Origin of the sequence: Campylobacter canis, from assembly GCF_045504005.1 — a bacterium.
Lineage (GTDB): Bacteria > Campylobacterota > Campylobacteria > Campylobacterales > Campylobacteraceae > Campylobacter_A > Campylobacter_A canis.
This window is the reverse complement of the sequence record NZ_JBJJXH010000008.1, coordinates 82802-97533: the sequence shown is the minus strand read 5'-3', so window position 1 is coordinate 97533 and position 14732 is coordinate 82802. Positions and strand designations below refer to the sequence as shown.

Sequence of the window (14732 nt, the reverse complement as noted above, 5' to 3'; positions counted from 1 at the left end):
CGCAAGCTACCTTGGCTTCTTCAAGTAAGCGGCGGCAAAATTTCATAGAATCAGGCTCAACCTTAGAGCAATTTACAAATAGATAAAACGCACCTTCGGGCTTAAGCACGCTAAGTCCGTTTATGGAGTTTATCATCTCGCACGCTTTATCTCTGCGCTTGATAAATTCCGCTCTCATCATAGCCATATCTTCATCGGCTTTTCCTGAAAGTCCTGCTATCGCTCCTTCTTGGACGATCGAGCTTATGTTGCTTGTGCTTTGACTTTGAAGCCTCTTAACTGCGGCGTTTAGCTCAGGTATCACGCTTGCCATATAGCCAAATCTCCAGCCGGGCATAGCTCCGCATTTGCTCAGTCCGTTTATGGTAATGGTGCGCTTAAACATATCTTCACTCACGCTTGCAACTGCGGTAAAAGGAGTGTCGTAGCTAAGTTTTTCGTAAATTTCATCGCTTGCTATGAGAATTTTGGTATCTTTTAAAACTTCGCCAAGAGCAAGCAGCTCTTTGCTGCTATATATCGCACCTGTCGGGTTGCAAGGACTATTTAGAACTAAAATTTTGCTCTTTGGCGTGATTGCCGCTTTTAGTTGCTCAGGTGTTATCTTAAATCCGCTCTTTTCGCAAGTATCTATATAAACAGGCACACCGCCGCTAAATTTCACCATCTCGGGATAGCTCACCCAGTAAGGGCTTGGGATTATAACCTCGTCGCCGTCATCGATCAGTGCTTGAAAGATGTTAAAAAGCGAGTGCTTGGCGCCTACGTTTGTTATGATCTGGCTTGTCTCGTATTTTAGCCCGTTTTCACGCTCCAGCTTTGAAGCGATAGCTTTTAAGACATCAGGAGAGCCGGGAACCGCCGTGTATTTGCCACATCCCTTATCAAGGGCTTTTACGACCGCGTCTTTTATGGCTTTTGGAGTGTCAAAGTCCGGCTCGCCCGCCGAAAAACTGACGACATCTTCGCCTTTTGCTTTCATCTCTTTAGCAAGTGAGCTGATAGCTATGGTAAGCGATTCGCTTAATACTTGAACTCTATTTGACAGCATGTTTTTCCTTTTTGTGAAATTTAAGATATGGTTTTTAGATAACCGTTATCGTTTAAAAAGAGATACATCTCGCCTAAAATTTGCTTTTTTTGAGTCTCATTTACTAGTTTTGATTTCTCGATTCGTTCGTTTAGAGTGTCTTGAATTTCGTATATATCGTAGTCAAGATCTTCCATGATATCAAGGATTGATTGGCTTTCAAGCAGGTGAGCCACTTTATAGCCGTTTTCGTCTATATCTATCGTCGCTTCGGTAGGATGAGTGAAGAGATTGTGCTTCATTCCAAGCACTTCCTGATATGCTCCTACCATGAAAAATCCCAAGAAGTACTCCTCTTTTTCCACGTCGATATCGTGTAAAAACAGTGGATTAAATTCATCGTCAAAGCCTATCTCGCCGTCGCTATCGCAAGTGATATCCCAAAGCGAAGCCGAGCGGGTAGGGCGAATATCAAGCCTATCAAGCGGCATGACGGGGAAATTTTGCTTAAGCCCCCAAAAATCAGGCAGTGACTGAAAGAGCGAGAAATTTATCAAGTATCTTTCTTGAACCTCTTCTTGAAGTTTTAAAAGCTCGGGATTATTTTGCTTAGTTCCAAGCATTTTAACGGCTTTTTTAATGATGAGATGAGTTAAAATTTCAGCGTTTGAGCGGTCAACCAGATCAACATATCCTAAATCAAACAGCGTAAGGATACTTTCCATATGATCCATGCTATCGTGCAGATACTCCATCGCATTTGACGGTTTTATGGTGTTTAGTAGATCAACCAGCTCGGTTATGAGCTGAGGATTTTTCTTTTTAAGCGCTAGTTTTTCCTCGGTGTAGTCTTGACTAAAGAGCTCAAGCACGGGCGCAACGAGCACTGCGTGAGAGGCAGCTACGAAGCGACCGCTTTCTATAAATATATCAGGCTCAAGCTCCTTTTTTTGATTGGCTATGGTTTTAAGCAGATAAACGACATCGTTTGCGTATTCGCTTAGGGTATAGTTACGGCTTGAGTTTTCCTTAAACTGTGAGTATTCTATCGCTAGGCCTCCGCCTAAATTTATCGCTTTTAGGTTTTTCGCTCCCATTTTTCGTAGTTCTGCGTATATATTGCCCGCTTCTATTAGCGCCTTTTTAAGCGGATGGATTTCGGTTATCTGAGAGCCGATATGAAAGTGAATCATATTAAAGCAATCAAGCAAATTCGCCTCTTTTAGCAAATTTACGGCTTCAATCAGCTCGGTTGCGGTTAGTCCGAATTTAGAGTTTATGCCGCCGCTCTTTGCCCAAATTCCCGAACCCGAGCTATGAAGCCTGATACGAAGTCCGATGTTTGGCTTTGGCGCAAAGCGCTCTTTTGCCGTAGCTATGATAGCTTCAAGCTCGTTTAATCCCTCTATCGTAAGAGTGATATTATGACCCATTTCAGCAGCGATAAAACCGATATTTATCATCTCTTTATCTTTAAAGCCGTTTACCGTTATCGGAGCGTTTTCGTTATTGTAAGCCATTACAAGTAAAAGTTCCGCTTTAGAGCCCGCTTCAAGCCCGTATCCGTAGCTTTTGCCGTGCTTAACCAGGTTTTTTACAAAGCCAGGGTATTGATTTACTTTAAGCGGATAGACGGCGTTAAAGTCGCCTTTGTAGTCAAATTCTTTAATCGCCGATTTGAAATTTGAATAAATTTGCTGAATTTGTTTTTTGATTAGATGCGGGAAGCGAAGTAGCAATGGTCCTCTATAGCCTTCGCTTCTAATATCTTTTACGATATCTATGATAGCGGGCTTTGAGCCGTTGTTTATGCATACCTTGCCGTTTTCGATGATAAAATTTGAATCACCCCATAAATTTAAACCGTAGTTATTCACCTAGCACTCCTTCAAGCTCATTTAAATTTATTGTCTTTTCAGCTTTATTTTTTAGATTTTTATACCAAATTTTACCCTCTTTAAGCTCGTTTTCACCCATGCAAAGAAAAATTTCGGCATTTAGGCTATCAGCGTTTTTAAGATGTTTTTGTAAATTTTTAGCCTCATAAGATATATTTGTCTTGTGTTTTTTTCTTAAATTTATACCCGCTTGATGGATGATATCAAGACCTTCTTTATCAAGTGCGCAGATGTAAATTCCCTCTCTGTCGCTGCTATTTTCTCTTGAGCTTAAAATTTCCATTATGCGCTCAACTCCCATAGCAAAGCCGACCCCGTAGCTTGATTTGCCGCCAAGATACTCAACCAGCTTATCGTATCTGCCGCCACCTGCAACCGCGCTTTGGCTTCCTATCTCGTTGCTGATAAACTCAAAAGCCGTCTTGCAGTAGTAGTCAAGCCCTCGCACAAGCCTTGGATCTACTTCGAATTGAACTCCGTTTGTCGTTAAAATTTCTTGTAGCTTTTTAAAGTCCTCTTTGCATTCATCGTTTAAATTATCTATGATTAAAGGCGCGTTTTTGTAGATTGTTTGGCATTTTTGCTCTTTGCAATCAAGCACGCGTATAGGATTTGTAAGTTTGCGTCTTTTGCAATCCTCGCAAATTTCAGCTTCGTGCTCGTCTAAAAATTTAACCAGCTTTTCGCGGTAAGCCGGCATACATTCGCTATCTCCTAGCGAATTTATCTTAAGAGCGGTTTTTATGTTTAGTCTGGCAAAAATTTCATCTATCATCAAAATAATGCTCGCATCCTCATAGACGCTTGGCTCGTTAAAGCACTCACAGCCAAACTGATGAAACTCCCTTAAGCGTCCCTTTTGCGGGCGCTCGTAACGAAACATTGAGCCGTGATAAAAGTATCTTCTCACACCTCCCGCTTTATCGAATTTCGCTTCGATAAAAGCCCGCACGACTCCGGCAGTTCCTTCGGGTCGCAAACAGACGTCATTTTCGCCTTTATCGATAAACTGATACATCTCTTTTCCTACGATATCGCTACTTTCTCCGACACTTCTTCTAAAAAGCGCGGTTTGCTCAAGGTGCGGCGTTAATACAAATTCATACCCGTAATTTTTAGCCACCTCTTCGCAAATTTTGATAACGTATTCGTAAGTTTGCCCGCTTGGCGGCAGGTGATCTTTCATACCTCTTAATGCGCTAATCATCTATAAATTCCTTTATCAAATTTGTTATTTTGCCCATTTCGTCGCTTGCATTTATGGTAAGAAATTTTATATCAAGTGAGTTTAAAACGCGCTTCATGCACTCTTGAACCTTTAGTAGATATTCCGCTCCGCGACTTTCTATGTGATCAAGCCCGCGAGAAAAAACTCGAGAATTTAAAAGCTCTAAATCCGCTTCAAAAAACACTATCTTATCAGGCAGATTTCCTTGCAGGGCGAATTTGTTAAACTCAAGAAGCTTTTTCATATAGCTTTCATCACACGCCTTGACGGCTCGGTTTTCGTTTGCCATCGCATAAGCCATGCCTGAGATAAATCCTCTGTCGCTTAGAATTATCTTATCTTTATTCTTGCTTATAACCTTATCAAAATGCTCGGCACGATCAGCTAAAAACAGCAAAATTTCAGCCTCTTTGCTAAGTGAGTTTTTGCCAAGCAAAATTTCTCTTAGTTTTTTACCAAGCTCTGTTCCGCCCGGTTCATAAGTGATAACGGCGTTTTCATAAAATTTCGCCACTTTTTTTATCTGAGTACTTTTACCTACTCCATCAACCCCTTCAAACAGGATATACATCTAATTTTTTTCCTTTAAAATTTCTAAAATTTCATTTGGCACAAGCTTGCTTACATCGCCTTTATGTCTTAAAACCGAACGCACGATAGAGCTTGATATAAAGGCGTTTTTAAGGCTTGGCATAAGATAAACCGTCTCAAATTCATCCCAAAGAGTAGCGTTTGCGTAGCCTATTTGAAGTTCGTATTCAAAGTCGCTAACCGCGCGAAGCCCGCGTATAACGATGTTTATATCATGGCTTTTTGCAAAATCCACAAGCAAGTTATCAAAGCTAATCACGCTTACGTTTTTTAAATTTGCCGTTGCGATTTTAGCCATCTCAACGCGCTTTTTGATACTAAAATAAGGCTGTTTGCTCTCGCTTTTAGCAACGCCCACGATTACCTTGTCAAAAATTTTCGTAGCGCGCTTGATAACGTCTATATGTCCGTTTGTGATAGGATCAAAGGTTCCCGGATATATGCAAGATTTTTTCACTCTTTACCCCATCTTTTATAAATTTGATTTTCTATGCCAAGTGCGTCAAGCCACTTGCCGATGATGAAATTCTCCATGTCTTCTACGCTTTTTATATCTGCGTAATATCCCAAAACAGGAGGAGCGATGATAACGCCCATGCTTGATAGTCTTGCCATCTGCTCAAGCGCGATGGTAGAAAAAGGCATTTCGCGAACCCCAAGTATTAGCTTTCTTCGCTCTTTAAGAGCAACTGCTGCAGCACGAGTTATAAGCGTATCGGCAAAGCCTGCATGAATTTTTGCTAATGTGTTGATAGAGCAGGGTGCTATGATAGAAGCTTTTGTGCCAAAAGAGCCTGAAGCAAGCGAGGCTGAGATATCGCTATCATCATAAATTTTAGCCGTATTTTTAAGATTTTTGTAAATCTGAAAAATTTCACTAGATTTATTATTATCTTCAAGTGAAATTTCCTCTTCTTTGCTTAGCACAAGCTTTGCGTTATGACTTATGATGACGTGACACTCGCTTGTTTTAGCTATCTCGTTAGCAAGCTTAACGCCTAAATTTACCCCGCTTGCACCGCTGATAGCCACTAGAATTTTGCTCATCTGATTAGCACCTGTTTTTTTGAAATTATTGTAGCATAAAATACCTTTTTATCCCTTCCTCTAACCTTTATCACATCGCCTAAATTTCCATCTTCCAAAGCTCTTACTTCTATGCTTACATTTAATGATCCATCGTTAAAAACGGCTTGAATGCTGTCTCCTTTTTTGATCATTGAAAGCATTTGAAACTGCCTTTTTGCAAGGATTTCGCCTGCTTTTATGTTTTGTTTTGATATCATTTTTGAAACTGGAATTTCGGTAAAATAGTCTTTTGAAAACTCGCCAAAATCAATCTCTTCAAGCCTATAATCAAGCACGCTTAAAATATGTTTGGCTGAAATTTGCTTGCTGGATCTTAAGATTGGCATTTTAGCTTTGAATTCGTATCTGAAAAATATGCTTTTAACGCTACTATCAGGCAGGATAAAAGTAGCCCTAAAGCTTCCTTTTTGACTGTTTAGAGAGTTTATGAAAAGTTTTTCAAATTTATATGTAGAAAAATCTTTCGGAAGTTCGCTTTGCGCAGAAATAGTTGGAATTTGGCTGAATTTAATGCGTGGATATTCATTTGTAAGGGCTGCTAAAAAATCTCTTTGAAGCTTTAAAATTTCATCGCAATGTTTTACAAAGATTATCTCTCCACCGCTTTTGTCGGTGAAATTTATGAGATGAAATTTTAAAATTTCAGCCATTTTGTTTGAATTTATCTTGGCAGCTTTTTGCTGGTTTAGATTTAAAATTTCTTCATTTTTGCCGTTAAATCCTAATGTCTTAAGAGTTATGGCATCATCATTTATACAATACATCGGATTTATAGTGATGGAGTTTGCAAATAAAAAAATCGGAAAAAATAGAGTAAAAAAAATGGAGCGGGAAACGAGATTCGAACTCGCGACCCCAACCTTGGCAAGGTTGTGCTCTACCCCTGAGCTATTCCCGCGGATAAGAAGTCGCAATTTTAGCAAAATCATATCCGTTTGTCAAGAAAATTTATAGACCAAAACTTCATCGTTTTGTCTAAATTCGCTTTGATCAAAATGTGAAAGACAGATTGCATTACTTTTTACAAGCGGCATGATCATGCCCGAGCCGTATTTGTTATTATCCGTTACGTAAAATTTATCCTCTTCAAGCCTACCTAGAACTACGTTTTCACGGCCTGATTTTACTTTAAGATCTTGCATTATGTAAGCTTTAGTCGCTTCAAGAGGTCTTTTTAGCAAAAACGGAACTATCAGCAAAAACGCACTTAAAAATGCCGACATCGGGTTTCCTGGCATTATAAAAACTATCTTGCTATCTTTTACATAAGCCTTGCTTGGACGAGCAGGACGAGCATCTATGTGGCCAAACAGCTCGGTAAATCCAAGTGAAAGCAGGGCGGTTTTCATGAAGTCAGCTTCTCCTTTGCTAGCTCCTCCGGAGCAGATAAGCACGTCCATATCGGCAGAATTTATAGCGTTTATAGTATCGTTTAAGTCATCTTTTATGATTCCTAAGTAGCTAGATTTAAAGCCGAATTTGGACAAAAGAGCTTGCATGCCGATTGCGTTTGCGTTATAAATTTGATCTTCGCTTGCGCTTTGCCAAGGCTCTACTATCTCGTCTCCGCTTGAAAAAATTCCGATTTTTGGCTCGCAAAATACCTTTACAAACGAAATTCCTTGCGCGGCTAGCATCATCACGTGAGCGGCACTTAATCTAGTACCTTTGCCAAACAATACATCACCTGATTTTATCTCCTCGCCTTTGTGTCTAAACGCGCTAAACTGCTTGGTTCGCTCATCCACTATTAGCTTGCCGCTCTCTATGATCGCATCCTCAAAACGAACCACCGTATCGGCACCCTTTGGCATCTTAGCACCCGTCATTATCTTTACGCATTCACCGCTTTTTATGCTTATTTCTCTACCGTCTCCAGCAAATACCGTATCCGTAATGCTAATAGGAGCGTTTCTATCGGCAAAATTTATTGCGTATCCGTCAAGTGCGGAGTTATCAAACGAGGGCAGATTTTTAACGGCAACGATGTCCTCTGCTACTATTTTATTAACTGCATTATCTATACTTATAAATTCGCTTGAGTTTTTTAAATTTATGTTTTCAAATATCTTTTTTAGAGCCTCTTGTATCAGCATCTATTCCTCCAGTCTTCTTATCTTAGCGCCCAAATTTGCAAGTTTAACTTCTAAATTTTCATAACCTCTATCAAGGTGGTAAATTCTATGCACTCTGCTAGTGCCGTCGGCTACAAGTGCGGCTAAGATAAGAGCCGAGCTTGCTCTAAGATCAGTCGCCATAACGTCTGCGGCGTTTAGTTTAATCTCGCCATAAACGCTTGCGATATGCCCGTTTAGCCTGATATCTGCACCCATTCTGGTTAGCTCGCTAACGTGCATGAAGCGGTTTTCAAAGAGCCTTTCATCTATAGTGCTAACTCCCTCAGCCATGAGCGCTAAAGCCATAAACTGCGCTTGCATGTCGGTAGGAAAGCCCGGATATTCGGTAGTAACTATCTCGGTAGGCAGAATTTTATCCGCAGGAAGTATGGTTATGGTGTCATCTTGAACCTCTATGCCAAAGCCCATTTGCTTAAATTTAGTTAAGACGGCTTTTAAGTGGTTTGCATTTGCTTTTTTTATCGTGATTTTTGAGTTGGTTATGGCTCCTGCACATAGATAAGTGCCTGCCTCTATGCGATCGGGAATAACTTCTATGGATTTTACGTTTATTAATTTTTGACCTGTGCCTTTTATGCTTAGCTCATCGGTTCCGATGCCTTCTATCTGCACTCCGGCACTTGCCAAAACCTCGCACAGTTGCACCACTTCAGGCTCTTTTGCCACGTTTGTAAGTTTTGTTACTCCGTGAGCGAGGGCTGCCGCCATGATGATATTTTCACTGCCGGTTACGGTTATCTTATCAAATACTATATCGGCTGCTTTTAGCCCTTCAGGAGCGCTTGCTACTACATATCCTTGCTTTATATCTATCTTGGCACCCATCTTTTCAAGTGCGCTTAAATGCAAATCAATAGGGCGCTGACCTATAGCGCAACCTCCCGGCAAGCTTACTTCGCAGTGCCCAAAGCGAGCAAGAAGCGGTCCAAGGGTAAGGATTGAGGCGCGCATTTTGCGAACGATATCGTAGTTGGCTTTGGTGGAATTTATCTCGTTTGTATTGATTTTAATCGTATTATGATCTGTAAATTCGCATTTTGAGCCTAAATTTTCAAGCAGTTTAGCCAGCGTCTTGATATCTGCTACGTTTGGAACGTTTGATATAGTAACTTCATCTTTCATTATGAGCGTTGCGGCTATTAATGGTAAAGCGGCGTTTTTTGCTCCGCTTATAGTAACTTCTCCGCTTAGTTTGGCATTGCCTTCAATCTCTAAATAGTGCATAATAAATCCTTATATAAAAAAGATATTGTAATGAAATTTAGCTTATAAAAAGAAATTTTAGCCTAAATTTCGGCTCATATTTACTCATTTGCGTATATAATTAAGGTAATTAAAATTGAGGAGCAAAGATTGAAATTTATAAATTTAATATCATTTTCATTGCTTATTGTTTTTTCATTAAACGGTTGCTCGACTATCTCTAAAACCTTGCCGACTCAAAAACCACAGATTAATGATCTAGCAAAGTTTAATACAGATATACAAGAAGCAAAAAATAATCCATTATTTTATGAGAGTAGACAATGGTGGCTTAAAGAATCAAAAGAAATATCAGACCTTACAAGTAAGTATTTTAATAATAGTATTTATGCCACATCTTTAACTGACAAAAAAGCCGATAATATATACCTTAAATGGCAAAATTTTGATAAATCTTATATAAAACAAGAACTATATTCCGAAGAGTTATACAATCTTTATCAAAACCAAAATTTAATAATCCAAAACAAAACAGAACTGCCAGATTCGGTTTTTTTAAATAATGCTACCGATATACCAAGAAATAATAAAAAAAGCAAATTAACAACTAATATAGGAGTTATGGATAAAGTTAATAAAGGCAAGGCAATTAGCCTTATGCAAAATAATAATCAAGACGTCAAAGACGGATTTATTAATTTCAATAAACCAATAGGTATAAAACTAAAAATAGATTTTTAAATTCCTACATCGTAAATTGAAAAAAATGGCTCTTGCCTTGCTTCAAATAGATTTGCAGGCTTTGGTAGCGTGAAATTTTAGCTAATTTTAGGGAGAAATTTTATATCATAGCGCTTTTTAAGGAGCCTAATTGAACGTAACCGCACCTATTATAGCGCTAAATTGCCTGATATATTTTTTGGTTAATTATGCAAATTTTAGTAACGATCTCGTGCTTGGACTTAATTTATATTTTATAGATGCTCTTTTGATCTGGCAGCCTTTAACTTCGATGTTTATGCACGCAAATTTAACTCACCTGCTTATGAATATGGTGGTTCTTTTTCAGTTTGGTTCTATGCTGGAGTATAAATTCGGAGCTTTAAAATTTAGCGCCGTTTATCTACTTGGAGGCGTTGCAACATCTCTTTTAAGCTTTGTTTATATCTATTTTGCTTATAAACTTAACGGCTCTTTTATAAATTTAGTAGGAGCAAGCGGGGCTATAAGCGTGCTGCTTGGTATAGTTGCGTTTCTTGATAGAAGTAGCGCTAAAGGGCTTTTGATAGCTATCTTGCTTATGAGTTTTGTGCCTTTGATGATGGGTGTAAATATAGCTTGGTATGCTCACATAATCGGCTTTGGCGTTGGGTATTTGATAATGAAAGCGAGAGTTTTATGAGGTTTTTTAAAGAGCTTGGCGAAATTTTAAGATGTGGCGACAAGGATAAGAAATTTGCCGAATTTAAAAGATTTTATAATGGCTACAAAGCAGGGCATTACGAGATAGTCGATGATGGCGAAATTTTACCTCTCAAAGAGCCTAGTTACGCTAAATTTTGTGATGTCGTGGAGATGAAAAATTTAGATAAAAAATCCCAAAAACAAAACAAAGAAGCCGCTTTTCTTCACTCAATTGCCCACATAGAATATAGCGCCACAGATATCGCACTTGATGCCGCTTATCGTTTCAGAGGGCTTCCTAGGCGGTATTATGACGACTGGCTTGAAGTGGCTGAAGACGAGATAAGACACTTTAAGATGATAGAAAAATATATGCAAAATTTTGGAGTGAAATACGGCGATATGCAAGTGCATAACGGACTTTTTGTAGCGCTTAAGATGACTGAAAATTCTCTTCTTGAGCGTATGGCTGTGCTTCCAAGATATATGGAGGCAAACGGGCTTGACGCAAACGCTTTTATGCTTAAAAAACTTCAAAATGACGATACGAAAGCCGATTTAAAAGAGATTTTGCAGGTTATTTTAGACGAGGAAATTTCACACGTAAGCAAGGGCGATAGGTGGTTTAAATTCGAATGCGAACGCAAGAGAGTTGATCCAAGCGAATATATCGCTATCGTTCAAAGAATTTATCCAAATTCCTTTTTGCAAACCAGAGAGCTAAACGAAGAGGCGAGGGTAAAGTCAGGCTTTAGCGTAAGCGAGCTTGAGCGTATCAAGCAGATATCTAAAAGCAGGGCGAATATATAGGAAATTTAGATGAAAAAGATTTACTTCATAAGACATGCAAAGGCTACGCAAAAAGAGTGCGAAAACGACTTTGAGCGTGATTTGAACGAGCGAGGCAAAAAAGATCTTGCGCTGATGTGCGATAGGCTTAAAAAACACAAGGTGAGGGCGGATGCGATCTTTTCAAGTCCTGCTAAAAGATGCGTAAAAACCGCCAATAAGATGGCTGATGCAGTAAAATTTAAAGAAAAAATAAAATTTGTAGATATCTTTTACGAAGCAAGTGTTGCCGATATGCTGAAATTTATAAAAGGCATTGAGGATAGTTTTAGTAGCGTATTTATAGTATCGCACAATGACACAATAACTGAAATTTGCGAGCTTTTAAGCGATGCCGTGATAGGCAATATACCTACTTGCGGGATATTTTGTATAGAATTTGAATGCCAATTTTCTGAAATTTCAGAACATAGTGGCAAAGCGTTATTTTTTGACTACCCAAAGAAACATAAATATTAATTATTTTTAATACAAAACAGACCCAAGACGAACCATATTTGAGCCACATTTTATAGCTAGCTCAAAGTCGCTACTCATCCCCATAGAGCAAATTTTAGCTCCGTGCGGCTCAAGCTCTTCATAAATTTTGCGCGTAGTTTCAAAGCTTTTTTGGATAGTCTTTATATCATCAACATGCGCACCGATACTCATTACACCCACGGGACACAGGAATTTGCAGCTCTCTTTGATAGATAAAAACGTCTCCACCGCCATTTTGGCTTCCACACCCTGCTTACTCTCCTCCTCGGCGGAGTTTATCTGAAGCAAGCATTCAAGCTTATAATCAAGCCTTTTATCTACTTCAAGAGCAGCTTTAAGGCTTTCGCAACTTTGCCAAAGAGTAGGGCGAAGAGATATGAGCTGGTTTATTTTATTGCTTTGAAGGCGACCGATAAAGTGCCATTTTATAGGATTTTGTGGCAAAATTTCAGCTAAAATTTGCTGTTTGTTTTTAAGCTCTTGAACTCTATTTTCAGCAAAATCAACTTGTCCTTCATTAAAAAGCTCTAAAACCTCTTTTGTAGTTACGTTTTTACTAACGGCAACTAGCTTTACAGCTTTATTTAGACCGGCGCTATCAATACGTTTTAAAATTTCTTCTAAGTTATTCATTGTCCGCTACCGCTTAATCTTAAAATATCATTAAATGTCGCAAATATCATAAGCGTCAAAAGTAGCGCCCAGCCGCAGTAAGTAAGTCCGATATAGACTTTTTCATTCATCTCGCGGCGAAAAATTAGCTCATAAAGGTTAAAAAGTATATGTCCGCCGTCAAGTGCAGGGATGGGCAGCAGGTTTAGCACGCCTAAATTTACCGATATCAAAGCAGTGATTATGAGCAGGGTTGAGATGCCGATTTTAGCTGCTTTTGACGTGATATCGGCTATTTGGATTATCCCGCCCATATCTTTCATCGGCACGACGCCCTCGATCAGTTTGCCTATACCTACAAATATGAGCTTTGAAGCCTCAAGCGTCTCTTTGTATGCAAATTTGATCGAGTCAAGACCTGTGTTTTTTAAATTTATTATCTCTCCGCTTGGAGATATGCCGATGAGCGGTTTTTGGATTTTTTCTCGAAATAGATTTAGGCTCTCGCCTATCTTTGGAGTTAAATTTATAGTTAAAATTTTGCCTTCACGCTCTATTTCTATCGTTGTAGGCTTTGGTAAAATTTGCTTAGTTATCTGGTCCCACTCGCGGATAGTAATTCCGTCGATGCTTAAAATTTTATCGTTTTTCATCATGCCTGCTTTTAGGGCAGCCGAATCGGGCATAACGCTTCCCACAACAGGAGCAAGTCTATCTACGCCGATATATCCAAGTGCGATAAAAAGCAAAAACGCCAAAGCGAAGTTAAAAAACGGTCCTGCAAAGAGGATGAAGATACGTCCAAGAGGAGTGAGTTTATTGTAGCTGTCATCATCCATGCTTTTTGCCGCAGGGTTTGAGTCGTCTTGCCCCTTTAGGCTTACGTAGCCTCCAAGCGGGATCGCCGATATGGCGTATTCGGTCTGTCCGATCTTCTTTGAGTATAGGCTCTCGCCAAATCCGACGCTAAATTTAAGCACACCGACCTTAAGTATCCTAGCAGCCGTAAAGTGCCCAAGCTCATGAAAAAATACCAAAAACGAGATGGCAAAAACCGTTATAAAAAAATACCAAGAGTAGGCATAAACGCCTGCAATTAAGAGTAAAATAACAAATATTATACTTTTCAAATTCTACCTTTCAATCTTATCGCTAAGTAAAACGGCGATAAATTTCGTGTTGGGGTTGGCATCAAGGGCCAATTTAAGGCTCATGGTAAGCGGAACTGCTAAAAACATACCGCCGATACCGAATAAAAATCCCCAAAAAAGAAGGCTAAGCAACACAACAAGAGTGCTTATGCCAAGCCCTTTGCCAAGAAATCTCGGCTCAATAAAATTTCCGATAGCTAAATTCACGACAAGATATAGTATCACGGTCCAAAACGTCGTGCTAATATCGTTTATAAGAAGCGAAACAAGTATCGCAGGAAACGCCGCTATGATAGAGCCGATAGTCGGGATAAAGTTTAAAACAAAAGCGACAATCCCCCAAAGCGGAGCGTAAGGCACACCAAGCATCTCAAGCCCTGCAAATATAAAAACTCCGGTCGCGAAAGAAGCTATGGTCTTTATCTCAAGATAGCGCTTTAAATTTGAGATAAAGGTATCTACGATCATCTCGGCTTGCGGGTTTTTGCTGGCAAAATAATCAACCTTTTGCCTAAAAATGTGCGTTTCAAAAAGCATGAACGTAACAAGCAAAAATATAAAAAAACTCTTTGAAGCAAGCTCCGTGCTGCTTCTTAAAAGCGTGCCGAGGTTTGCGAAAATTTTATTCGGGTCATAATCGCTTGGGATGATCTTTTGAACATCTTCAACCCCGTATTTAGCCAAAATGCTTATCACTTGATCGTTGAAAATTTTAAATTTAGCTTGAAGCTCCGGAAGATGTCCTAAAAGCCCATTTATGGTACTTATAACGGTATTTGTAACAAAGCCCAAAGATACAAAAATAACCCCCACAACCAAGATAAACGCGACTATTCGCGGCAGTTTTAGCTTCTGAAGCTGATTGATCGCGGGAGAGATAACGATAGCTATAAAAACAGCTATCAAAAACGGCAAAACTATCGTGCCTGCAGCCTTAAGACCTGCAGCAACCACAACAAAGCTTGCCAAATATACTATAAATACATTGCTTTTCAAAAAATTCCTTTAAAATTTAGGAAATTATAATTTAAAATTTTAAATAGGTCGCGATGATAAAAC

At 39.3% G+C, this 14732-nt stretch carries 16 protein-coding genes and 1 tRNA gene; 4 read left to right on the top strand and 13 right to left on the bottom strand.

Going from position 1 to position 14732, the window contains the following annotated elements:
- The 10 genes from ACHJH3_RS08900 to murA form a co-directional block, all read right to left on the bottom strand.
- Positions 1–1051: pyridoxal phosphate-dependent aminotransferase (locus ACHJH3_RS08900; protein WP_407064525.1), on the bottom strand; the 1051-nt coding region annotated here is incomplete at its 3' end.
- A 20-nt stretch (positions 1052–1071) separates the two neighbouring features.
- Positions 1072–2907, bottom strand: a complete 1836-nt coding sequence (gene speA, locus ACHJH3_RS08895) for a biosynthetic arginine decarboxylase (protein ID WP_173031096.1) — start codon at positions 2905–2907, stop codon at positions 1072–1074.
- Positions 2900–4135, bottom strand: a complete 1236-nt coding sequence (gene hisS, locus ACHJH3_RS08890; protein WP_407064524.1) for a histidine--tRNA ligase — start codon at positions 4133–4135, stop codon at positions 2900–2902. Before hisS ends, speA begins: the two co-directional genes overlap by 8 nt.
- Positions 4128–4727 carry a dTMP kinase gene (gene tmk / locus ACHJH3_RS08885; protein WP_407064523.1) on the bottom strand — a complete coding sequence of 200 codons (600 nt, stop codon included), beginning with the start codon at positions 4725–4727 and terminating at the stop codon, positions 4128–4130. Before tmk ends, hisS begins: the two co-directional genes overlap by 8 nt.
- Positions 4728–5204 (bottom strand): pantetheine-phosphate adenylyltransferase, encoded by a 477-nt coding sequence (coaD, locus tag ACHJH3_RS08880; protein WP_169974611.1) that lies wholly within the window; start codon positions 5202–5204, stop codon positions 4728–4730. It lies immediately after the preceding gene.
- Positions 5201–5794: a UbiX family flavin prenyltransferase gene (locus ACHJH3_RS08875; protein WP_407064522.1), complete on the bottom strand. Its 594-nt coding sequence runs from the start codon at positions 5792–5794 to the stop codon at positions 5201–5203. The genes coaD and ACHJH3_RS08875 overlap by 4 nt, the downstream gene beginning before the upstream one ends.
- On the bottom strand, positions 5791–6600 hold the full coding sequence (gene flgA, locus ACHJH3_RS08870) for a flagellar basal body P-ring formation chaperone FlgA (protein ID WP_407064521.1): 810 nt from the start codon (positions 6598–6600) through the stop codon (positions 5791–5793). Before flgA ends, ACHJH3_RS08875 begins: the two co-directional genes overlap by 4 nt.
- 59 nt (positions 6601–6659) lie before the next feature.
- Positions 6660–6734 (bottom strand) — tRNA-Gly (locus ACHJH3_RS08865).
- Positions 6735–6774: 40 nt separating this feature from the next.
- Positions 6775–7932, bottom strand: a complete 1158-nt coding sequence (locus tag ACHJH3_RS08860; RefSeq protein WP_407064520.1) for a molybdopterin molybdotransferase MoeA — start codon at positions 7930–7932, stop codon at positions 6775–6777.
- The gene (murA, locus tag ACHJH3_RS08855) at positions 7933–9198 is read right to left on the bottom strand and encodes a UDP-N-acetylglucosamine 1-carboxyvinyltransferase (RefSeq protein ID WP_407064519.1); all 1266 of its coding nucleotides are present in this window, start codon (positions 9196–9198) and stop codon (positions 7933–7935) included.
- Between the two features lie 129 nt (positions 9199–9327).
- Here murA and ACHJH3_RS08850 point away from each other — a divergent pair, with 129 nt between their 5' ends.
- From ACHJH3_RS08850 to ACHJH3_RS08835, 4 genes are all read left to right on the top strand, one after another.
- On the top strand, positions 9328–9918 hold the full coding sequence (locus ACHJH3_RS08850) for a hypothetical protein (protein ID WP_407064518.1): 591 nt from the start codon (positions 9328–9330) through the stop codon (positions 9916–9918).
- Between the two features lie 130 nt (positions 9919–10048).
- Positions 10049–10579: a rhomboid family intramembrane serine protease gene (locus tag ACHJH3_RS08845; protein ID WP_407064517.1), complete on the top strand. Its 531-nt coding sequence runs from the start codon at positions 10049–10051 to the stop codon at positions 10577–10579.
- Complete coding sequence (locus ACHJH3_RS08840) at positions 10576–11391, top strand: ferritin-like domain-containing protein (protein ID WP_407064516.1); 816 nt, start codon at positions 10576–10578, stop codon at positions 11389–11391. The genes ACHJH3_RS08845 and ACHJH3_RS08840 overlap by 4 nt, the downstream gene beginning before the upstream one ends.
- Before the next feature lie 9 nt (positions 11392–11400).
- Positions 11401–11889: a SixA phosphatase family protein gene (locus ACHJH3_RS08835; protein WP_407064515.1), complete on the top strand. Its 489-nt coding sequence runs from the start codon at positions 11401–11403 to the stop codon at positions 11887–11889.
- 6 nt (positions 11890–11895) lie between these two features.
- On the opposite strand, the gene ACHJH3_RS08830 is transcribed toward ACHJH3_RS08835, so the two are convergent.
- Genes ACHJH3_RS08830 through ACHJH3_RS08820 form a run of 3 tightly spaced genes read right to left on the bottom strand, consistent with a single transcriptional unit; the run spans position 11896 to position 14669 of the window.
- On the bottom strand, positions 11896–12543 hold the full coding sequence (locus ACHJH3_RS08830; protein ID WP_407064514.1) for a YggS family pyridoxal phosphate-dependent enzyme: 648 nt from the start codon (positions 12541–12543) through the stop codon (positions 11896–11898).
- Positions 12540–13652 (bottom strand): RIP metalloprotease RseP, encoded by a 1113-nt coding sequence (gene rseP / locus ACHJH3_RS08825; protein WP_407064513.1) that lies wholly within the window; start codon positions 13650–13652, stop codon positions 12540–12542. The genes ACHJH3_RS08830 and rseP overlap by 4 nt, the downstream gene beginning before the upstream one ends.
- A 3-nt stretch (positions 13653–13655) precedes the next feature.
- Positions 13656–14669, bottom strand: a complete 1014-nt coding sequence (locus ACHJH3_RS08820) for an AI-2E family transporter (RefSeq protein ID WP_172199696.1) — start codon at positions 14667–14669, stop codon at positions 13656–13658.
- Between the last annotated feature and the right edge of the window lie 63 nt (positions 14670–14732).

Bases quoted from the DNA above. Each gene is read 5' to 3' on its own strand.
- hisS (WP_407064524.1), bottom strand. From the start codon at position 4,135: ATGATTAGCGCATTAAGAGGTATGAAAGATCACCTGCCGCCAAGCGGG.
- tmk (WP_407064523.1), bottom strand. From the start codon at position 4,727: ATGTATATCCTGTTTGAAGGGGTTGATGGAGTAGGTAAAAGTACTCAG.
- ACHJH3_RS08875 (WP_407064522.1), bottom strand. From the start codon at position 5,794: ATGAGCAAAATTCTAGTGGCTATCAGCGGTGCAAGCGGGGTAAATTTA.
- flgA (WP_407064521.1), bottom strand. From the start codon at position 6,600: ATGTATTGTATAAATGATGATGCCATAACTCTTAAGACATTAGGATTT.
- ACHJH3_RS08860 (WP_407064520.1), bottom strand. From the start codon at position 7,932: ATGCTGATACAAGAGGCTCTAAAAAAGATATTTGAAAACATAAATTTA.
- murA (WP_407064519.1), bottom strand. From the start codon at position 9,198: ATGCACTATTTAGAGATTGAAGGCAATGCCAAACTAAGCGGAGAAGTT.
- ACHJH3_RS08840 (WP_407064516.1), top strand. From the start codon at position 10,576: ATGAGGTTTTTTAAAGAGCTTGGCGAAATTTTAAGATGTGGCGACAAG.
- ACHJH3_RS08835 (WP_407064515.1), top strand. From the start codon at position 11,401: ATGAAAAAGATTTACTTCATAAGACATGCAAAGGCTACGCAAAAAGAG.
- ACHJH3_RS08830 (WP_407064514.1), bottom strand. From the start codon at position 12,543: ATGAATAACTTAGAAGAAATTTTAAAACGTATTGATAGCGCCGGTCTA.